The following is a 20,343-nucleotide window of genomic DNA, read 5'->3' as shown; positions in this document are numbered from 1 at the left end:
ACCCGCCGCCGACCGGCGCCCGGGCCGCGGCCCGCTCCGCTCCATACAGCAATCCGCTCCGAGCAGCGGTCTTCCGATCCGCCCTTTAGCCGAAGTTGCGCAACAGGCCCTGCCCTGGGAGCGGCCGCACTATCGTCCACATCTCCTGTGTGCCGCCGCTGCCGACCGCCACTTCGGAGACTGACTGTTCATGCGCCTCGGATCGCCTCACGCGAGGACCCCACTGACGGCCCTGGCGCTGGTCGCCGCCCTGCTCGCCATGGTCCTCGGCGGGGCGGCCCCGGCCTTCGCACACGCCGCCCTCAAGGGCTCCGATCCTGCGGAGGGCAGCATCCTCGGCACGGCCCCCCAGCAGGTCACCCTCACTTTCACGGAGTCGGTGGGCTTCTCCGAGGACTCGCTGCGAGTGCTGTCCCCGCAGAACGAGCGGGTCAACCCGCGCCCGGCCCAGCACGTGGACGGCAAGGACAACACCGCACGGGTGGAGCTGTCGGACGAGCTCGCGCAGGGCACCTACACGGTGGCCTGGCGCGTCGTCTCCGCCGACGGCCACCCGATCTCGGGCGCGTTCATCTTCTCCATCGGCAAACCCTCCGGCACCGCCGCCGTGGTGGCGACGGGCTCGATCGAGGACACCGCCGCCGGCCGCCTGTACGGCATCCTCCGCCACGTCGCCTACAGCGGACTGGCCCTGCTGGTCGGGGCTGTCGCCTTCGTCCTGGTGTGCTGGCCCACCGCACGCGCGGTCCGCCCGGTACGCCGAGTGCTGGCAGTCGGCTGGGTGGCCCTGGTGGCGTCCACCGCGGCCCTCCTGCTGCTCCGCGGCCCGTACGAGACGGCCGGAGCGCTGACATCGGCCTTCGACCCGTCCCAGCTGGGTCGAACCGTCACCGGCAGGCCCGGGATCGCACTGCTCGTACGGCTCGTGCTGCTCGCGGGCGCCGCGGTGCTGCTGAGGCGTGCGGCCTCACGGCTGGACCGGCAGCACGACGGAACGACGCCGGCCGACCTCGGTACCGGTGTCCGTGTCGTCGGAGCGGGACTCGCCCTGGCCATGGCGTCGACCTGGGCCGCCGCGGAGCATGCCTCCGCGGGCATCCAGGTGCCGCTGGCGATCCCCGTGGCCGTGCTGCACCTGCTGGCGATGGGAGTCTGGCTGGGCGGCCTCATCACGCTGGTGACCGTCCTGCGGCGGCGAGACCCCGGCGGCCCGGACGTCCCCGCGTCCGCGGTCGGGCGGTTCTCCACCCTGGCCTTCGGCGCTGTCGCGGTTCTGGTCGCCACGGGGATGTACCAGTCCTGGCGTCAGGTCGGCTCCTGGGAGGCCCTTTCCACCACGTCGTACGGCAGGATCCTCGCCGTGAAGCTCGCGGCGGTCGTGGTGGTGCTGGGGGTGGCGTTCGTCTCCCGCCGTTGGGCGGCCCGCCTCGATCACGAGGTGCCGTCGGCCGCCATGGAGGGGCAGGCGGTGCCCGAGCCCGAGCGGGTGAGGATCGTGGAGACGGTCGGCGCTCCGACGCCGCCCTCACCGGTACCCGCCGCCGACGGTACGCCGCCGCACGAACCGGCCGCGGGGGAGCCGGGGGACGACGGGGACGGCACCGGGCCGTCCGCCCCGGCGAGCGGCGCGCACCGCCGCAGGCTGCGGCGTACCGTGGCCGTCGAAGCCGCACTCGGTGTCGTGGTCCTGGCGATCACGACCCTGCTCACCGGGACCCAGCCCAGCCGCGCCGCCGACACGGCGGCGACGGCCACCGCCGCGGAGCCGCAGACGAAGGTGGTCACGGTCCCGTTCGACATGGGGACGGCCAACCAGAAGGGCACCGTCCAGATCACGCTGGAGCCGGGACGCGTGGGACAGAACACGGTCGAAGCCGTCGTGTACACCGCGGACGGCGGCTTCGCCACCGTCCCCGAACTCCGCCTGACCCTGACCCAGAACGACCTCGGGATCGGTCCGCTGGACGGCGGACTCAAGAACCAGAAGGGGTACTGGGCCGCCTACGACCTGCAACTGCCCACGCCCGGCGCCTGGACGCTGAACATCACCGTGCGCACCACCGACATCGACCAGGTCACCGTGCGTGAGACCGTCCGCATCACGTAGACCCCGCCGCGCCGCACATGCCGTACGACGGACGGCGGACGGCGGACGGCCCTGGGCCTTTGTGTCAGACCCGGCCACGGCTGCGCCGCACCCACCCGAAGGTGCCGGCGGCGGCGAGCAGGAGCACAGCCGCGACCACACCGGCGGTGGCACCGGTACCGCTGCCGGCTTCCTCCGCACCCGCCGCCTGCGCGCTCGCGGACGCGGCGGGAGGCGGCGGGGCCGCTGACTGCCCGGGAGACGGGACGCCGCTCGCAGTCGCAGTCCCAGTCGCGGGCGCGTGGACAGTCGGGGACGGCGACGGGCTCGGGGCGATGAGTTCGGCTCCGGGGGCCGCGGCCCTCAACTCCAGGACGGGGGCGGGGTTGTCGACCTTCTCGCCGTCGGTGGGCACCTCGATCCAGCGGGAGATCTTGCCGTCGCTGTACGTCTCCAGCGTTTTGAACACCAGGGACCTCTCGTCGGGCAGTTGGCGCACGGTGATGCTGTACTCGGCATCGGTGCCGGTGGCCAGGGCCGGGCCACCGATGGTGTAACCCTCGGGGGTGGCCGTCAGCTTCCACTCCTCGGGCGCGTCCTTGAGCGTCACCGCGTCCGGGGCGATGCCTTTCGGGAGCACGACGCGCAACTCTGCGATGCCCGCGGTGTCCGACTCCGCCTCGGAGGTGAAGGACAGCGTGACGTTCTCGGCGAGCGCCCGCGGGTCGGAGGCGGTGACCCCGGCGTGCGCAGCGGCCGGCCCGGCGGCCACGCCCACGACCACCAGTGCGCATACGGCGGTGAAGGCCGGCCTGGAGAGCTCGGGCCGGGGGTGCGACCTGTTCATCGGGACTCCTTGGAAGGAACGAAGCACCCGCGCAGCCGGGCCTGGGGGAGCCGGTTCGCCCGGGGGCCGGTCCCGGTCATCATCCCTCGCAAGTCGGTTCGGTCGGACCCCAACTGTCAATTGCCGAGCACTTTTCCAGCTCCCGCGTGCGTGTTCCGGTTCGCGGACCGGGCGTCGAGGACCGGGGTCAGGGAGCGGGCGGGCGGACGGTGGGGACGGGGAGGGCCGCGATGACGGTCTTTCCCCTGCGGTGGGACCGGACGAACGTGCCGGGCGCGAGAGTCTTCACCACCCGCCATCCGAAGCCGCCGGGCGTGTGCGGGGAGGCCGGCCGAAGGTGAGGCAGGAGCGCCGAGCCGTCCGACACCTCGACGACGACCTGGTCGGGCCGGACGGTCACCCGGAAGTCCGTGACCCCTCCCGCGTGCCGCACGGCGTTGGAGACGAGCTCGCTCACCACCGTCAGGACGTCGGCGACCAGCGGCGCGGGCGCGTCCTGCTCGGCCAGGATCCGGCGGGCGCTCTCCCTCGCCTGCGCACAGCTCATCCCGGTCGGCGCATTCGGCTTGCCGATGTGGGGCCTCATACCTCTCGGCTGCCCCAGGCGAAGCAAGAGATTCCGCCCCCGCTCCACCCAGCGGTTCATCCTGCCTGTTCGGTGCTGTCGCGGACGTCGAACAGGGGCAGCGCGCCGGTCATCTCCATCATTCTGCTCAGCTGTTTGGGAAGCGGGCCCCGCAGGGCGAGGGGGCGGGTGTTGCGCAGCCGGATCAGGGCATTGAGGAAGCTGGAGTCGCCGAAGGCCACCTGCCGCACGTCGACGACCAGGAGGCCGGCCGGTACCGGTCTGACGTCGCAGGCCTCCACCAGCAGCCCCGTGGTGTCCAGGTCGAACTCGCCGGAACAGACGACCACCCGCACACCGTCGGCCTCGGCCCTGACCGTCACCTGGGGCGTCTGCACACTGCCTCCTGGAACCCGAGAGGATCTGACCGGACTGACCGTACGAGGCGCAGCGCGTCCGCCGAAAGCCACGAAACGAAGATCACGTGTTCGCAAACGGACCTTGGACCCACGAGCCCGGGCCCGCCGGGCGCGATCCTTCCGCGCGAACGCTCACACGCGCGCGGAGCCGGCCCGGAGGGTGAACAGGTGGCGGGTGCCGGTGAGGTCCAGCAGGCGCAGGGCCTGATCGGGCAGCCCGCCCAGTTCCAGGGATCCGCCGGTGAGGCTGACGCGGTGGCGGAGGGTGAGCAGGGTGTTGAGGCCGCAGGAGTCGATGAAGGTCACGCCCGACAGGTCCAGGATCAGGCGCTGGTGCAGGTCGAGGAGGTCGAAGGCTTCTGTGAGGTGCGGCGCGGTGTCCATGTCGAGTTCACCGCCGACGGTCAGGACCGTCCTGCCGGGGCTCACGGCAACGCCGAGATCCAAGGGGGGGTACATGCGTGAACGCCCCGTTTCGATCGGAGCCCATTACGGTCGGCTCCCCGGATTCGGGGCGGAGAAGGCCGTCAAGCGCGCGGCATACGGGCCGCGCACAGCCGAGCGAGACCACCCGTACCTTCTGGACGGCCACTTGCCGGTGACCATCAGGCAGCGCGGGGTCTCCCACCAGACCAGGCTGGGTACCTTCGAGGGTGCCACGTCTGCGCCGGAAGGGCCAGAGGGGCCCGCGGGCACGGGTGCGGGGCGGAGCCGGTGCCGAGGCAGCCCGACCCCGGGGCGGCGGCTCCCGGCGGCGGCCTGCGGGGGTGGGCGTCGTTCCCCGAGCCGCCGGGGGCGATCGGGGCACAGGCGCCCGGCCGGGGGAGACGAGGCCGGTCCAACTGCCCGGCCATCCGCCTCGACAGGCTCGTCCGCGCAGCGAAGCGTCAGTCGATCACGCCGAGAGCCGTGTCGGGGCGGCAGTGGGTGCAGGCCATGACGCCTTCGGACAGCGCCCGGCGGGCCTCCTCGGCGCTCAGCGGTCGCCAGCGCCTGCCGCGGTCCCAGCAGTCGCCGGCGTGGACGCTGACCGGCGGACGCCCGTCCCCGATGCCCTGCTCGATCACCCACGCCGGCGCGTCCGGACGGGGGCGGCTTCGTGCGGCCGCGGCCGCGGCTGCCGTCGCCTCCGCGGCGGCCAGCGCGCGCTCGGCCCGGCCCAGCTCGTGGCGCAGGTACGTCACGATCGTCCCCAGGCGCAGCAGATCAGGCGGAAACTCGGACATGTGTTCTATTCTATGCCCGGCGGCCAGACACCTTCGGGCCACTGCGGGTGCGCCTCTCCGGCACAGGCCTCGCGGCGCGCCATGTACGCCCGCCCACGCGGGCGGAGTCCTCCGGACCGCCCCGGCCTGCCCGGTGGGCCCGCCCCCTGTCCGGCATGAACCGCCGGCGCGGGGGAAGACGCCCCGGACACGCGCGACGTGTGCGAGGAAGCCCGGCGCAGAGCCGGCCGACGAATCCCAGAGGTGGACGATGGCCTCGAAACGAGCGGGCCGAAGCCCGACCGACACCTCTGTCGACGAGGCGGACCGGGCGAAGTCTCCGTGGATCGACTTCCGGAAGGTGATCGACGAGATGTTCGGTCTCCTGGAGGGGGTGCGCCCGGCAGGCGGGGCCTCGGGGCCGGGCGCGGCGTCCCGGCGTGCACCCGCCGACGGTGGCGGTGCGCGGTGAAGGCGCGGCCGCGGCGGCGATGAGCGCCGCGCCCGCTTCCTTCGGGCAAGCGCCCGCTTGCGAGACGCCAGGCCGGGCAGACGCCCGACATGTCGACCGCCCGTTCGGACCGGCTCGCAGGGTCAGGCCGAACCGGCACAGGAGTGCAGAAGCATGGTGTACGCGACCTGGTCCGCCGAGAGCAGCGGGGTTGCCCGGGCGTCCCGAGGCGTCGAGGCGGGCGGAGGTGCCTCATGTGCGGTCTGAGCGGAGAGGTGCGGTTCGACGGGAGGCGCCCCGACCTCGCCGCCGTCGAACGCATGACCGATGTGATGGAGCCTCGGGGACCCGACGGCAGAGGGATCTGGTCCCAGGCGGCCGTCGCCCTGGGCCACCGGCGCCTGCAGATCATCGACCTGTCGGAGCGGGGCGCACAGCCCATGGTCGACGCTCAGCTGGGCCTCACGGTGGTCTTCAACGGCTGCATCTACAACCACCGCGAACTGCGCGCGCGACTCGAGAAGCACGGCTACCGCTTCTTCTCGGACTCCGACACCGAGGTCGTCGTGAAGGCCTACGCGGAGTGGGGCCGTGACTGCGTCGAATTCTTCGTCGGCATGTTCGCCTTCGCCGTCGCCGAGCACCACACGGGCCGTGTCGTCCTGGGCCGTGACCGGCTGGGCATCAAGCCGCTGTACGTCACCGAGGACTGCGACCGTCTGCGCTTCGCCTCCTCCCTGCCCGCCCTGCTGGCGGGGGGCGCAGTCGACACCTCCATCGACCCGGTGGCCCTCCACCAGTACCTGAGCTGGCACGGCACGGTGGTCGCGCCCCGCACGGTACTGGCCGGCGTACGCAAGGTGCCGCCGGCCACCGTGCGGGTCGTCGAGCCCGACGGCACCAGCCGCGACCACTGCTACTGGCAGCCCTCGTACACCCGGCACAGCGAGCTCGGCGACGACCCGGTGGCCTGGCGGGAGGCGGTGCAGGCCGCGCTGCGGACCGCGGTGAGGCGGCGTACGGTCGCGGACGTCCCCGTGGGTGTCCTCCTGTCCGGAGGTCTGGACTCCAGCCTGATCGTGGCGATGCTCGCCGAGGACGGACACGACGACGTCCCGACGTTCGCGATGGGCTTCGAGGAGGAGAACGGTGAGGACGGCGACGAATTCCGCTACTCGGACCTGGTCGCCCGTCGCTACGCCACCGACCACCACCAGTTCCTGATCCCCTCCGACCGGCTACCCACCGCCCTGGAGGCAGCGATCGGAGCCATGAGCGAGCCCATGGTCAGCCACGACGCCGTGGCCTTCCACATGCTGGCCGAACAGGTCTCCAAGGAGCTGAAGGTCGTCCTGTGCGGGCAGGGCGCGGACGAGGTGTTCGCCGGCTACCACTGGTACCCGCAGATCGCCTCCGCCCCCCGCACGGGCGCGGCCGACGCCTACGGCCGCGTCTACTTCGACCGCACGCACACCGACCTGACGGCCATGGTCCACCCGGACCTCGCCGCCCCCCACGACGCCTCCACGGACTTCGTCCGCACCCATATGGCCGCCCCCGGGGCGGCCACCGCCCTCGACGCCGCCCTGCGGATGGACGTGCATGCCCTCATGCCCGACGACCCGGTCAAGCGGGTCGACAACATGACGATGGCCTGGGGACTGGAGGCCCGGGTGCCGTTCCTCGACCAGGACCTCGTCGAGCTGGCAGCGGCCTGTCCGCCGCGGCTGAAGCTGGCGCAGGGCGGCAAGGCCGTGCTCAAGGACGTCGGACGCACGGTGCTGCCCCGGGAGGTCGTCGACCGGCCGAAGGGCTACTTCCCCGTCCCGGCGGTGCGGCACATGGCCCAGCCCGTCCTGGCCCGCGTACGGGAGGCACTCAAGGCCCCGGAAGCACGCCGGCGCGGCATCTTCGACGAACGCCTCGTGGACGAACTGCTCGCGGCGCCCAACCGGCACCGTGCCCGGCGCGGGGCGAACACCCTGTGGCAGGTGGCGACGCTGGAGATCTGGCTCCAGGCGCACGACATCCGTTGAGCGGTACCACCGGGTGGTGGGAACACCCGGGAAGCGGAAGCCTGGGAGAGGTGGCCATGCCCCTGGAGCAGACGCAGCCGGTGACACACGCACTCGGTACGGCAGGCCCGGCGGCCCCGCCGTCGCCGGCGCCCGTACCGGTGCCGCTGCCCGACCATCTCAGCGCCGACCCGCCGACCCTGCTCACCGCCCACGGATGCTGGTACCCGTCGGCCGACCCCACCGGGGAACACGTCGCCTTCATCTGCGACCGCGCCGGAGTCCCCCAGCTGTGGAGCGGACCGGCCAGGAGGCCCGAGGCCCACATCCTCGACGGGGACCCCGACCCGGTGACCGAGGTGTCCTGGTCCCCCGACGGACGCTGGATCGCCTACACGTCCGCTCCGGGCGGCGGCGAGCACACCCGCGTCCTGGTCGTACGCCCGGACGGCACCGGACGGCAGGTCCTCGCGGGCGCCGAGCCCGGGAGCTCCGCCCACCTCGGATGCTGGACCCGGGACGGCGCCGCCCTCGCCGTCACGGTCGCCCAGCCCTCCCTGTCGGGCGCGGAACACGCCGGGGCGGGCCACCTCGCCCCGGACGCCGACGACGCCCCTTCGACGGCCGCGAGGACCCCCGGCACGGCCTGGTCCGAACGCGGCGGCCCCGCGACGCTGCTCGGACCGCCGTACGTACGGGCGGCGGCCCGCCCGCTGCCTGATCCCGGCCGGGTCCGAGGCGGCGGGCTGGCCGCCTACCTGGTCGACCCGGACGGAGCCCACGCGCCCGTGCTGCTGTACGGCGAGGAGGGCGCGGCCTCCCTCCGGGTCTGCGACACGAGCGCGGACGGCCGCCTGGCACTCCTGCGACGCGGCCCGCGCGGCAGGCGCGAGGCCCTCGTGCTCGACACGGCCTCCGGCCGCACCGCCTTCTCCCTGCACGTCGCCGACGGGGACCCCTGGATCGGACGGTTCTCCGCGGACGCCCGCACCCTGTGGCTGCGCAGCGACACCGAACGCGAGTTCGCCGCCCTCCTCCGGGTGCGACTGGACGGGGACGGCCGCGGCCGGGACGTGTCCGTGGCGGTCGAACGCGACACCTCCCCCCTCGACCTGCTGAACCTCCCCGACCACGGCCGGTGGGCCGTCCTCGCATGGAACGTGCACGGCGCGACCGAGCTGGAGAGCGTGCGGCTTCCCCCCACCGACCCGGACGCGGACGCCGGACCTGTGGACCTGGGGCCGGTGCACCGGGCGGTCCTGCCCCACGAGGTCGTGACCCGCGTCGCACCGCTGGAACGCGGCGGCCTGTTCGCCGCCCTGGCGGGCTCGCGGCGCAGGCCCGGCATCTGGGAACTCGACCAGGGCCTGCTACCCGCACGCGCGGGCTGGTCGGCGCGTGACGAGGACGCGGTCCCGCCCGGGCGGCCACCGGTACGCCCCGTCCCCCTGCGCTGCCGCGCACGGGACGGACTGGAGCTGGGAGGCTGGTACTACCGGGCGCCCGACCGGGACCCGGGCCGCCCCGGCCCGTGCGTCATCCACCTCCACGGCGGGCCGGAGGAACAGGAACGGCCGGTGTTCAGCCCGCTCTACCACGAGCTGCTCGGCAGGGGGCTGGACGTGTTCGCCCCCGACGTCCGCGGCTCCTCCGGTTGGGGACGCTCCTTCGTCGACGCCGACCTCGGCGCCGGCCGGTTCGCGGCCATCGACGACGTCGCCGACTGCGCCGCACACGTCGTCTCGCTCGGCTACGCCGACCCCGTGCGGCTGGGCGTGATGGGCCGCTCGTACGGCGGCTACCTCACCATGGCCTCCCTCGTGTGGCATCCCGACCTCTTCCGCGCCGGAGTCGCCGTCTGCGGCATGTCGGACTTCGCCACGTTCTTCGCCGGGACGGAACCCTGGATCGCGCAGTCCGCCACCGCCAAGTACGGCCACCCCGAACACGACCGGGAACTGCTGCGCGCCCTGTCCCCGATGAGCCGCATCGACCAACTGCGCACTCCGGTCCTGGCCGTGCACGGCGAGCACGACACCAACGTGCCGCCGACGGAGTCGGAGCAGTTCATCCGCGCGGCACGCGGCCGCGGGGTGCCGGCGCGCCAGCTGACGCTGCGCGACGAGGGACACGAGTTCCTGCGGGCGGACAACAGGAAGCTCTACCGGCGAGCCGCGGCGGACTGGCTGGAGCGCTACCTCGTCCCCCACCCGGCCCCCTGACCGGCCGCCCCGGCCACGCTCACATGCGGCGTCAGGGTCCGGCGGCGGGGAAGGGCGGTGACGGCGGCGACCGCGCACCGCCGGGTGCTGCTGCGCCCAGGAGTGCCGGCGGCGGCTCCGGGTAGGCGCCCGCGTAGGCCACCAGGCATGAAGGACCACCCGGAAGAGCAGGTGAACGATCATGAGTGGGAAGTCGCACAAGGGCACGTCGCAGCACAAGGCGAGCCGGCACGGGGGAGCGGAGCACGGCTGGTCCCCGGACATCGACGAGGAGCGGCAGCAGGACAACCCCAGCGCCCACCGGTCCTTCCACCCCGACCGGTACGCCCCTGCCCCGGGTGCGGGCAGGACCGTGTCGAAGGAGGAGTCCGGCAACCCCCACGGCAGGCCCACCGAGAGCAGCAGCCGCGGCGGGGAGGAAGTGGCCCGCAAGGGCGAGGACGGGATGCGTGACAAGGGGCCGAGAGGCAAGTCCCAGCGCCCCAGTGGCAGCAAGGACGCCTCCGCCTTCACCGGCGTCCGCCCTGAGGACCACCGGACCGAAGGGCCCGCCGGCAGGTGAAGGCGCTCCGGCACGGTCCTCCCATATTTGTTGCCGTTCGGGGTAGGCGCGCGGCGTGAGTGATCCGAAATCGCCGCGGCAGGAAGCCGCAGACCTGCTCTCCGGCCTGAGTGTGGACGCCCGCCGACCGGAGCAGCCGGTCCTGCTGGACGCCTCGGGTGCGCCGATCCGCACGTGGCGGGAGAACTACCCGTACACCAGGAAGATCGGGCGCCGGGAGTACGAGCGGACGAAACGGGTCCTGCAGATCGAGCTGCTCAAGCTGCAGCGCTGGGTCCACGACACGGGTGCGCGCCTGGTGGTGGTCTGCGAGGGCCGGGACGCCGCGGGCAAAGGCGGCACGATCCAGCGGTTCACGGAGCGGCTCAATCCCCGCGGGGCGCGGATCGTGGCCCTCGACAGGCCGACCGAGCGGGAGGCGGGGCAGTGGTACTTCCAGCGGTACGTCCCGCACCTGCCGGCAGCCGGTGAGATCGTCTTCTTCGACCGGTCCTGGTACAACCGGGCCGGCGTGGAGAAGGTCATGGGATTCTGCACGCCGGAGCAGAGCGAGCAGTTCCTGGGGCAGTGCCCCGCCTTCGAGGCCATGCTGGTGGAGGACGGGATCCTGCTGGTGAAGTTCTGGTTCTCGGTCTCCCGTGCCGAACAGCGCACCCGCTTCGCGATCCGCCAGGTCGATCCGGTGCGCCAGTGGAAGCTCTCGCCCACCGACCTGGCCTCCCTGGACCTGTGGGATGCCTACACGACGGCGAAGGTCGAGATGTTCCGGGCGACCGACACCGCTCGCGCACCGTGGACGGTGGTCAAGACCAACGACAAGCGCCGCGGCCGGCTGGAGGCCATGCGGAGCCTGCTGTGGCGCATCGACTACGACCGCAAGGACGAGACGGCGGTCGGCCGGCCCGACACCCTCATCGTCGGCGCCGCCGACACCCTCCTCGAAGCAGGTGAGGAGCCGACCGACCTCTCGCCCACGCCTCTGGCCGGGCCGCCCCTCGGCCCCGGCCTGCACCCCGGCGCATAACGGCACCGGACAGCCCTTAGGCTCCCGGTTTCGGGGTAGGCGCCGGGGGAGGGGCCTGGACGACCCCGTGTGGCGTACAGCCTGCGGAGTGCGTCCGGGCGCCGTGGAACACGACAGTCGGCCCCGGTCGGCCGGGACCGCCCGAGCACCTGGTCAGGCCCATGGACATGACAGCCCCGCCGGTTGACGTCGGCGCCACCGCCAAGACTCTCGCCTCTCCCGTCGCCTCGCACAACGAATGGGATCCGCTGGAGGAGATCATCGTCGGCACGCTGGACGGGGCGACGATTCCCTCCAGCCACCCGGTCGTGGCCTGCAACATCCCACCGTGGGCGGCCCGCCTGCAGGGGCTCGCGGCGGGAGCGCGGTTCCCCCGGGCGTTGATCGGACCCGCGCAGGAGGAGTTGGACGGATTCGTCGCCCTGCTGGAGTCGCTCGGGGTGACGGTCCGGCGTCCGGAGGCGGTGGTCCACCGCAAGCGGTTCGCCACCCCCGACTGGTCCTCCCGGGGCTTCTGCAGCAGCTGCCCCCGCGACAGCCTCCTGGTGATCGGCGACGAGATCATCGAAACCCCCATGGCCTGGCCCTGCCGGTACTTCGAGACACATTCGTACCGGTCCGTCCTCAAGGACTACTTCCGCCGCGGCGCGCGCTGGACGGCTGCGCCCCGACCGCAACTCACCGACGAGCTCTTCGACCCCGAGTACCGGATCCCCGAGCCGGGAGAGCCCATGCGGTACATCCTCACGGAGTTCGAGCCCGTCTTCGACGCCGCCGACTTCGTCCGGGCGGGCCGCGACCTGTTCGTGCTCCGCAGCAACGTGACCAACGCCCTGGGCATCGAGTGGCTGCGCCGCCATCTGGGGCCCGACTACCGCATCCACGAGGTCCGCAGCCGCTGCCGCACGCCGATGCACATCGACACCACGCTCCTGCCGCTCGCCCCCGGCAAGGTGCTCGTCAGCCCGGAGTACGTGGATGTGGACCACCTGCCCGAGGCGCTCCGCTCCTGGGACGTGCTCACCGCCCCCGAGCCCGACCCCATCAAGGGGCCGCTGCTCAGTGTCACCTCGATGTGCGGGAAGTGGCTGAGCATGAACGTGCTCGCGATCGGCGAGGGCAGGGTGATCGCCGACCGGCACCACACCGGCATGCTCCGGGCGCTCGAACGCTGGGGCTTCGAGCCGGTCCCGTGCGACCTGCTGCACTACGCCCCCTTCGGCGGCTCCTTCCACTGCGCGACCCTCGACATCCGGCGGCGCGGCACCTTGGAGTCCTACTGCGACTAGGCATCGTTTCCGGGCCCCCGGGCGTCCCCACGGGGACGTATGGCACGGCGGGGCCCGGGAAGGTGCTAGACATACCTCCCGCAACCGGACATGGAGGACATCCGTGGTGGCACGTGCACGCGCTCCCCAGCACCCGCAGCAGGCCGGTCCGCGGGCCGGCGAGGGCCCCGTCCGCTCGCGCGTCGCGCTCCGCGTCAACGGCCGGACGTACGCCCTCGACCTGGACAACCGGGTCACCCTCCTCGACGCCCTGCGCGAGCTGCTGGACCTGACCGGGTCCAAGAAGGGCTGCGACCACGGGCAGTGCGGGGCCTGCACCGTCCTCGTCGACGGCCGCCGCGCCAACAGCTGCCTGCTGCTGGCCGTGACCCTGGACGCATCCGAGATCACCACCGTCGAGGGACTCGCCGCCTCCGACGGCGCACTCTCCCCGCTCCAGGAGGCCTTCCTCGAATACGACGCATTCCAGTGCGGCTACTGCACCCCCGGCCAACTGTGCTCGGCCGTCGGCATGCTGCGCGAAGCCGCCGCCGGACACCCCTCCTGTGTGACCGACGCCGCCACCGCGGCCGACACCGCCCACCCGGCCGCCTTGACCCCCGAGGAAATCGCGGAACGGCTCAGCGGCAACCTCTGCCGCTGCGGCGCCTACAACGCGATCACCCGAGCCGTGGCGGCCTGCGCCGCAACGGAAGCCCCCGACCAGGCCCCGCGCCGCCCCCGGACGTGATCCCGTGGAACCCTTCGCCTACGTACGGGCCACCAGCATCCAGGAAGCGACCGAGGCCTACGCGAGCCACCCCGGCGCCCGCTACATCGGCGGCGGCACCAACCTGGTCGACCTCATGAAACACGGCGTGGAGACCCCCGCCACCCTCATCGACCTCACCCGGCTGCCCCTCCACGACTTCCAGGAGCTGCCCACCGGAGGGCTCCGGGTCGGAGCCTGCGTGTCCAACACCGATCTGGCCGTGCACCCGCTGGTGAGGACCCGCTACCCCGTCCTGTCCCAGGCCCTCCTCGCCGGCGCGTCCGGACAGCTGCGCAACGTCGCCACCGTCGGCGGGAACCTGCTCCAGCGCACCCGGTGCCCGTACTTCCAGGACGTGTCCAAGCCCTGCAACAAGCGGCAGCCCGGCGCCGGCTGCGCGGCCCGCGACGGACTGCACCGCGACCACGCCGTCCTCGGCCACTCCGCTCACTGCATCGCCACCCACCCCTCGGACATGGCGGTCGCACTCGCCGCCCTGGACGCCGAGATCGAGCTCCACGACGGCGAGCACGGCACCCGCCGGGTGGCGGCGGCCGACTTCCACCGCCTTCCCGGCGACCACCCCGACCAGGACACCGTGATCCGGCCGGGCGAGATCGTCACCGCCGTGCTCCTGCCACCGCTCGCCCCCGGAGCCGTCTCCCTCTACCGCAAGGCCCGCGACCGTGCCTCCTACGCCTTCGCCCTCGCGTCGGTGGCCGCCGTGCTCCGACTCGACGACCGCCGCGTACGCCACGTCGCCCTCGCCTTCGGCGGCCTCGCCCACCGGCCCTGGCGTGCCGCCACCGCCGAAGAGCACCTCACCGGCGCCGTACCCACCGACGACGCGGTGGGGGAGGCCGTCGACGCCGAACTGGCCGCGGCCCGGCCCCTGCGGGACAACGCCTTCAAGGTCGACCTCGCCCGCAACCTCGCCCGCGACGTCCTCGCGACGCTGGCCCGCTCCGCCCCCGGCGGCGCCGCTCCCACCGGCCGGCGGCCGTGACCGCCCCCGAACCGAAAGGGGATCCCGCGATGCCCACCCCGCCCGACGGCCCCTCAGCCCTCGGCAGCCCGGCCCGGCGCAGCGAGGGACACGCGAAGGTCACCGGAGCCGCCCGCTACGCAGCTGAGCACACACCGCCCGACTGCGCCTACGCATGGCCCGTTCCCGCCACGATCGTCCGCGGCCGTGTCACCTCCGTCGACATCGCCGCCGCCACCGCCGCACCCGGTGTGATCGGCGTGCTGACCCCGTACGACGCGCCCCGCCTGGGGACGGCCGACGACCCCACCCTGCACCTCCTCCAGGACCTGAGCGTGCCCCACCGCGGCTGGTACGTGGCCCTGGCCGTCGCCGACACCCCGGAAGGCGCGCGGGCCGCCGCGGCCCGCGTACGCGTCACCTACGAGACGGACCCCCACGACGTCACCCTCAGCGCCGACCACCCAGGCGTCTACACCCCCGCAGAGGCCAACGGCGGCCACCCCGCGCACCGCCGGCAGGGCGACCCGGACGCGGCGTTCGCCGCCGCCCCCGTGCGGATCGACCGCGCCTACGCGGTGCCGCCCCTGCACAACCACCCCATGGAACCGCACTCCGCCACCGCCGCCTGGGACGCGGAACGCCACCACCTCACGGTGCACGACTCCAGCCAGGGAGCGGGAGCCGTCCGTGCCGCGCTGGCCGCACTGCTCAATCTGGCGGAGGAGGACATCACCGTCGTCTCCGAGCACGTGGGCGGCGGATTCGGCTCCAAGGGGACGCCGCGCCCCCACGTGGTCCTGGCGGCGATGGCCTCACGCCACTACGGCAGGCCCGTCAAACTGGCCCTCCCGCGCGCCCACCTGCCCGCCACCGTCGGACACCGCGCGCCCACCCTGCACCGCATCCGGCTCGGCGCCCGGACCGACGGCACCCTGACCTCCCTGACCCACGAGGTCACCACCCACACCTCGCGCGTCCGCGAGTTCGTCGAACAGGCGGCGGTGCCGGCCCGGATCATGTACGCCGTGCCCGACATGCGCACCACCCACCGGGTCGTCGCACTCGACGTACCCACCCCGTCCTGGATGCGCGCCCCCGGCGAGGCGCCGGGCATGTACGCCCTGGAATCGGCGATGGACGAACTCGCCGACGCCCTCGGCGTCGACCCCATCGAGCTGCGCATCCGCAACGAACCCCGTACCGAGCCGGACAGCGGCCACCCCTTCAGCAGCCGCCACCTCGTCGAATGCCTGCGCGAGGGCGCCGAGCGCTTCGGCTGGGCCCGCTGCCGGGAGCCCCGCCGAGATGGCCCGTACCTCATCGGCAGCGGAGTGGCCGCCGCGACCTACCCCGTCCTCGTCATGCCCTCCACCGCCCGCGCGCACGCCCGCTCCGACGGCCGCTACCTCGTCGAGGTCAACGCCACCGACATCGGGACGGGCGCCCGTACCGTCCTGGCGCAGGTGGCTGCGGACGCCCTACGGGTCCCGCTCGACCGCGTAACCGTCGCCATCGGCCACACCGGCCTGCCCGCGGCCCCCCTCGCCGGCGGCTCCTCGGGCACCGCCTCCTGGGGATGGGCCGTCCACGACGCGTGCACGGCCCTCACCGCACGCCTGGAGCGCCACCACGGGGCGCTGCCGCCCGGCGGACTGACCGCGTCCGCGGACACCACACAGTCCGCCAAGCAGAAGTCCCCCTACTCCCGGCACGCGTTCGGTGCGCACTTCGCCGAGGTGCGCGTCGACACGATCACGGGGGAGGTCCGCGTGCGGCGCATGCTGGGCGTCTTCGCGGCCGGACGCATCCTCAACCCGCTCACCGCCCGGTCGCAGTTCACCGGCGGCATGGTCATGGGAATCGGCATGGCGCTCACCGAACACAGCACGATGGACCCGCAGTTCGGCGACTTCACCGAGAGCGACCTCGCCGCCTACCACGTACCGGCCCACGCCGACGTACCCGCGATCGAGGCACACTGGATCGACGAACACGACAAGCACCTCAACCCCATGGGCAGCAAGGGGATCGGCGAGATCGGCATCGTCGGAACGGCGGCCGCCGTCGCCAACGCGTTCCACCACGCCACGGGTTGCCGACTGCGTGAACTCCCCCTGACACCGGACCGCGTACTGGCCGCACTCGGCAGCGCCGGCCCCTGAGCCGCCGCGCCCGATCGCGCCGGTCCGGCTTCCGTCGGAGCGTTCCTCACCCGGCCAGGGCGACCAGCCTCCGGTACGCCAACTGGTCGGCGCGCCGGGCGGTGAGGTGGACGCGGACATCGGGGAGGTGCTCCTTCAAGGCCGTGAAGCCGGCCGTGTACGACTGCTCCTGCGCACCGGCTGCCGACGGCATCCAGAGGATCAGGAGCCAGGTGTGCCTGCGGGTGCCCTCCGGGCTGGCGAACGCCAGCTCGTGCACGACCAGGCGCGCCTCATCCGCCGGCAGGGCCTGCACCAGTTCCTCATGGGTCAGGTTGCCCTCGGCCTCCGGTACCAGGACTGCCGGCGCGTCCGCGTAGCGCAGGGTCACCGTGTTGATCTCTCGCCGCTCCCTGAGGTGCCGCAGCGCGGCGAGCAGGCCTTCCGACAGGCGTACGGGGCTTCTCACAGGTCTCACCTCGGTGCTGGGCACGGGTTCTGCTCGGCATCTGTCCGGCAGGAGCCCCGACAAACCGAACACGGAGCGGTCCCCGGCGCATCGCCCCGGGAGGAACTCTCCCGGGACCGGGTGCATGGGTGCTGTGTGAGTGGACAGGCGCCGCACAGGGGTGGACGCGCACATGACCGAGGAGGCGTGATGAGAGCCGTGACCTGGCAGGGCCGCCGCAAGATCGAGGTGGCGAATGTTCCGGATCCGCAGATCGTCGATCCCACGGACGCCGTGATCGAAGTGACGACGACGGGCCTGTGCGGATCGGACCTGCACCTGTACGAGGTGCTCGGGCCGTTCCTGGACGCCGGCGACATCCTGGGGCACGAGCCGATGGGCGTCGTGGCCGAGGTCGGGCCCGAGGTCCGCGAGCTGAAGGTCGGCGACCGGGTCGTCATACCGTTCAACGTGTCCTGCGGCACCTGCTTCATGTGCGAGCGCGGCCTGCACTCGCAGTGCGAGACCACCCAGGTCCACGAGCACGGCAGCGGCGCGAGCCTCTTCGGCTACACCAAGCTCTACGGACAGGTCCCCGGCGGACAGGCCGAGTACCTGCGCGTCCCCTTCGCCGACACCCTCCCGATCCGTGTCCCCGAGGGGCCGCCGGACGAGCGGTTCGTGTACCTGTCGGACGTCCTGCCCACCGCCTGGCAGGCCGTCGCCTACGCCGACATCCCCTCCGGTGGCAGCGTGGCGGTCCTGGGACTCGGACCCATCGGCGACATGTGCACCCGTATCGCCGCCCACCGCGGGGCCGGCAAGGTGATCGGCATCGACCTGGTGCCCGAACGGCTCGCCCGCGCCGCCGGACACGGCGTCCAGGTCTACGACCTCTCCCAGTACGGGGATCAGCTCGTCGACGCGGTCCGCAGCGCGACCGGCGGCCGCGGCCCGGACGCCGTGATCGACGCCGTCGGCATGGAGGCCCACGGCAGCCTCGGCGTCAAGGCCGCGCAGACCGCGACCGGCCTGCTCCCGGACGCTCTGGCCGCCGCACTGATGAAGAAGGCGGGCGTCGACCGCCTGGGCGCCCTGAGGACGGCCATCGAGCTCGTGCGCCGCGGCGGCACCATCTCCCTTTCCGGCGTCTACGGCGGAGCCGCCGACCCGCTCCCGCTGCTCACGATGTTCGACAAGCAGATCCAACTGCGCATGGGACAGGCCAACGTCCACCGCTGGGTCGACGACCTGCTGCCCCTGCTGACCGACGGGGACCCCCTCGGCGTCGAAGGCTTCGCCACCCACCACCTGCCCCTGGACGATGCCCCGCAGGCGTACGCGGACTTCCAGGCCAAGCGGGACAACATGGTGAAGGTCCTCTTCCACCCCTGACGCTCCGGGCGGCCGGAGCCCGTCAGACGCGCTGGGCGCGGTGGAGCACGCCGGCCAACCCCTGGGAGCGCAACGCCGCCCGGGCGGCGTTGGCTCCCGGCGCGCCGTGGACTCCGCCACCGGGATGGGCGGCCGCGGAAGCCAGGTAGAGCCGCCTGACGGGCGTCTCGGGCCGACCGGTCCCGGGAGTGGGGCGGAAGACCGTCTGCTGGTGCAGGGCAGTGGTGCCGTTGTTGATGGCACCGTTGCGGAGGTTCTCGTCCATCGCCTGGAGGGTGGTGGGGGCGAGGATCCGGCGGGCCGCGATCAGCCCGCGGAAGCCCGGTGCGAAGCGTTCCACCTGCGCTTCGACGCGGTCGGCCATGGCCTGCTGTTCGCGGCGGTCCCAGCGGCCGGTGATGCGGTCGGGGCCGGCGTCGCAGGCGATGTCCTGAGGGAGGTGGGTGTACGCCCACGCCGACTCCGTACCGGCCGGCGAGCGGCTGGGATCCGCGGTGGTCATCTGGCCGAAGAGGACGAACGGCTCGTCGGGGACCTGCCCCGCGGCGATCTGGGCGGCGAAGCGGGTGAGGCCGTCGACGCCGCGGGCCAGGTGGACGGTGCCCGCCCCCGCCGCCCCCGGCGAAGTCCACGGCACCCGTCCCGTCAGGGCCCAATCGACCTTGAAGGTCGCGAAATCCCACTGGAAGCGCCCCAGGTCCCGCACCAGACGGGAGGGGAGGTGCTCCTCGCCGACCAGATCCCGGTAGAGGGCCAGCGCCGAGGTGTCGGCCAGCACGGCCCGGCGTGCGTCGACGCTCTCCCCGTCCGCCGTCATGACCCCGGTCGCGGTGCCTGCGCGCAGGACCACGGAGGTGACGCGTTTCCCGCAGCGCAGGACGCCGCCGCGGCGGCGCAGCCGGCTCACGAGCGCCGCGGTGAGGGCGTCGGCCCCGCCGAGGGGGACCGGGAAGCCGTGGCTCTGTCCGAGCATCGACATCAGCCAGCCGAATCCTCCGCTGCCCGCCGCCTCGGGAGCCAGGTCCGCGTGCAGGGCGTTGCCGGCGAGCAGGAGCCGACCGGCCTCCCCGGCGAACTCCTCCTCGCCGAGACGGCGTACCGGCAGAGCGAGCTTCCGGGCCAGCCGCAGCCCCCCGCAGGCCCGCAGCTTCGCGGCCAGCCGGAGACCCGACCGGACGGGAGGGAAGGGTGTGAACAGGGCCCCGACGAGGTCCGGCCCGACCCTGCTCCACGTCCGGTACATGTCCAGCCAGGCGTCGGCGTCCGCGGCGTCGAAGTCGGCCAGCCCGGTGCAGGTGTCCTCCACCCGCCGTTCCAGCACCGCGCACCGCCCGTCGGGCAGGGGATGGGCCAGGACTGCGGGGGCGTGGCTCCAGCGCAGGCCCTCGGCGGCGAGGTCCAGGCGGGCGAGGACCGGGGAGGCCGCGGCGAGCGGGTAGAAGGCGCTGAAGAGGTCGGACACGTAGTCCGGGTGCACCCCGCGATCGCTTCGCACGGCCCCGCCGGGCGCCTCCTGCGCTTCCAGGACCTGCACGCTCCACCCCGCGTCGACCAGCAGGTTCGCGGCCACCAGCCCATTGGGGCCGGCGCCGATCACCACCGCGTCAGGCACGGTGGACCTCGTCGGGCTGCTCCTCCACGAGGTGGAGGGCCGCTTCGCTCGGGCCCGGCCGGCCGGTGCGGCGCAGCCTGGATCCCGGAGCGGGCCGTATGTCGTCGAGCGGCGTGGACTGCGAGGAGCCCACCACCCACTCCCCGTACAGGGCCGGATCGGCGAGTACGGCCCACACGGCGGCGGGCGGACGGCGGACCAGCCGGTGACGGACTGCCACGGTTCCTCCTTCTCCGAGGTGCCGCACCGTCGCGGAAATGCCACGGTCGTGCTGCGCCTACCCGGAAAACCGCACGGTGCACATCGAACGGCCCAGGCTTCGG

18 protein-coding genes are annotated in these 20,343 nt (G+C 73.2%); 10 read left to right on the top strand and 8 right to left on the bottom strand.

Annotated features, from left to right (window positions below):
* Positions 1–190: 190 nt before the first annotated feature.
* Entirely contained in the window at positions 191–2,107 is a 1,917-nt protein-coding gene (locus tag AVW11_RS09980) for a copper resistance CopC/CopD family protein (protein ID WP_076043786.1), read from the top strand.
* A gap of 64 nt (positions 2,108–2,171) precedes the next feature.
* Here AVW11_RS09980 and AVW11_RS09975 read toward each other — a convergent pair whose 3' ends face one another.
* From AVW11_RS09975 to AVW11_RS09955, 5 genes are all read right to left on the bottom strand, one after another.
* On the bottom strand, positions 2,172–2,933 hold the full coding sequence (locus tag AVW11_RS09975; protein WP_076043785.1) for a DUF1775 domain-containing protein: 762 nt from the start codon (positions 2,931–2,933) through the stop codon (positions 2,172–2,174).
* A 187-nt stretch (positions 2,934–3,120) separates the two neighbouring features.
* Positions 3,121–3,480 (bottom strand): ATP-binding protein, encoded by a 360-nt coding sequence (locus tag AVW11_RS09970; protein ID WP_158076124.1) that lies wholly within the window; start codon positions 3,478–3,480, stop codon positions 3,121–3,123.
* A 95-nt stretch (positions 3,481–3,575) separates the two neighbouring features.
* Positions 3,576–3,896, bottom strand: a complete 321-nt coding sequence (locus tag AVW11_RS09965; protein WP_060178708.1) for an STAS domain-containing protein — start codon at positions 3,894–3,896, stop codon at positions 3,576–3,578.
* 153 nt (positions 3,897–4,049) lie between these two features.
* Positions 4,050–4,346: an STAS domain-containing protein gene (locus tag AVW11_RS09960; RefSeq protein WP_234362258.1), complete on the bottom strand. Its 297-nt coding sequence runs from the start codon at positions 4,344–4,346 to the stop codon at positions 4,050–4,052.
* A 458-nt stretch (positions 4,347–4,804) separates the two neighbouring features.
* Positions 4,805–5,143 (bottom strand): DUF6233 domain-containing protein, encoded by a 339-nt coding sequence (locus AVW11_RS09955; RefSeq protein WP_076043783.1) that lies wholly within the window; start codon positions 5,141–5,143, stop codon positions 4,805–4,807.
* A 684-nt stretch (positions 5,144–5,827) separates the two neighbouring features.
* On the opposite strand from AVW11_RS09955, the gene AVW11_RS09945 reads away from it, so the two are divergent.
* The 8 genes from AVW11_RS09945 (at position 5,828) to AVW11_RS09910 (ending at position 16,586) form a co-directional block, all read left to right on the top strand.
* Positions 5,828–7,609, top strand: a complete 1,782-nt coding sequence (locus AVW11_RS09945; RefSeq protein ID WP_076043781.1) for an N-acetylglutaminylglutamine amidotransferase — start codon at positions 5,828–5,830, stop codon at positions 7,607–7,609.
* 56 nt (positions 7,610–7,665) lie between these two features.
* Entirely contained in the window at positions 7,666–9,810 is a 2,145-nt protein-coding gene (locus tag AVW11_RS09940) for a prolyl oligopeptidase family serine peptidase (protein WP_076043817.1), read from the top strand.
* Between the two features lie 181 nt (positions 9,811–9,991).
* The gene (locus AVW11_RS09935) at positions 9,992–10,372 is read left to right on the top strand and encodes a hypothetical protein (protein ID WP_060178712.1); all 381 of its coding nucleotides are present in this window, start codon (positions 9,992–9,994) and stop codon (positions 10,370–10,372) included.
* Between the two features lie 55 nt (positions 10,373–10,427).
* Positions 10,428–11,396 (top strand): polyphosphate kinase 2, encoded by a 969-nt coding sequence (gene ppk2, locus AVW11_RS09930; protein ID WP_060178713.1) that lies wholly within the window; start codon positions 10,428–10,430, stop codon positions 11,394–11,396.
* A 161-nt stretch (positions 11,397–11,557) separates the two neighbouring features.
* On the top strand, positions 11,558–12,685 hold the full coding sequence (locus AVW11_RS09925) for an amidinotransferase (protein WP_076043780.1): 1,128 nt from the start codon (positions 11,558–11,560) through the stop codon (positions 12,683–12,685).
* Between the two features lie 103 nt (positions 12,686–12,788).
* Positions 12,789–13,415 carry a 2Fe-2S iron-sulfur cluster-binding protein gene (locus AVW11_RS09920; RefSeq protein ID WP_225884518.1) on the top strand — a complete coding sequence of 209 codons (627 nt, stop codon included), beginning with the start codon at positions 12,789–12,791 and terminating at the stop codon, positions 13,413–13,415.
* A gap of 4 nt (positions 13,416–13,419) precedes the next feature.
* The gene (locus AVW11_RS09915; RefSeq protein ID WP_076043779.1) at positions 13,420–14,442 is read left to right on the top strand and encodes an FAD binding domain-containing protein; all 1,023 of its coding nucleotides are present in this window, start codon (positions 13,420–13,422) and stop codon (positions 14,440–14,442) included.
* Positions 14,443–14,471: 29 nt separating this feature from the next.
* Positions 14,472–16,586 carry a xanthine dehydrogenase family protein molybdopterin-binding subunit gene (locus AVW11_RS09910; RefSeq protein WP_076043778.1) on the top strand — a complete coding sequence of 705 codons (2,115 nt, stop codon included), beginning with the start codon at positions 14,472–14,474 and terminating at the stop codon, positions 16,584–16,586.
* 46 nt (positions 16,587–16,632) lie between these two features.
* Here AVW11_RS09910 and AVW11_RS09905 read toward each other — a convergent pair whose 3' ends face one another.
* The gene (locus AVW11_RS09905; RefSeq protein ID WP_030844891.1) at positions 16,633–17,034 is read right to left on the bottom strand and encodes a cofilin family protein; all 402 of its coding nucleotides are present in this window, start codon (positions 17,032–17,034) and stop codon (positions 16,633–16,635) included.
* 189 nt (positions 17,035–17,223) lie between these two features.
* On the opposite strand from AVW11_RS09905, the gene AVW11_RS09900 reads away from it, so the two are divergent.
* Positions 17,224–18,408 (top strand): zinc-dependent alcohol dehydrogenase, encoded by a 1,185-nt coding sequence (locus AVW11_RS09900; protein WP_076043777.1) that lies wholly within the window; start codon positions 17,224–17,226, stop codon positions 18,406–18,408.
* Positions 18,409–18,430: 22 nt separating this feature from the next.
* Here AVW11_RS09900 and AVW11_RS09895 read toward each other — a convergent pair whose 3' ends face one another.
* Both AVW11_RS09895 and AVW11_RS39085 read right to left on the bottom strand, forming a co-directional pair.
* Positions 18,431–20,020: a phytoene desaturase family protein gene (locus AVW11_RS09895; RefSeq protein ID WP_076043776.1), complete on the bottom strand. Its 1,590-nt coding sequence runs from the start codon at positions 20,018–20,020 to the stop codon at positions 18,431–18,433.
* The gene (locus AVW11_RS39085) at positions 20,013–20,240 is read right to left on the bottom strand and encodes an SRPBCC family protein (protein ID WP_060178718.1); all 228 of its coding nucleotides are present in this window, start codon (positions 20,238–20,240) and stop codon (positions 20,013–20,015) included. Before AVW11_RS39085 ends, AVW11_RS09895 begins: the two co-directional genes overlap by 8 nt.
* Positions 20,241–20,343 lie beyond the last annotated feature (103 nt).

This window comes from Streptomyces amritsarensis (assembly GCF_001953875.1).
GTDB lineage: Bacteria > Actinomycetota > Actinomycetes > Streptomycetales > Streptomycetaceae > Streptomyces > Streptomyces amritsarensis.
The sequence above is the reverse complement of the archived record's forward strand: the minus strand, read 5'-3'. Positions and strand labels throughout refer to the sequence as shown.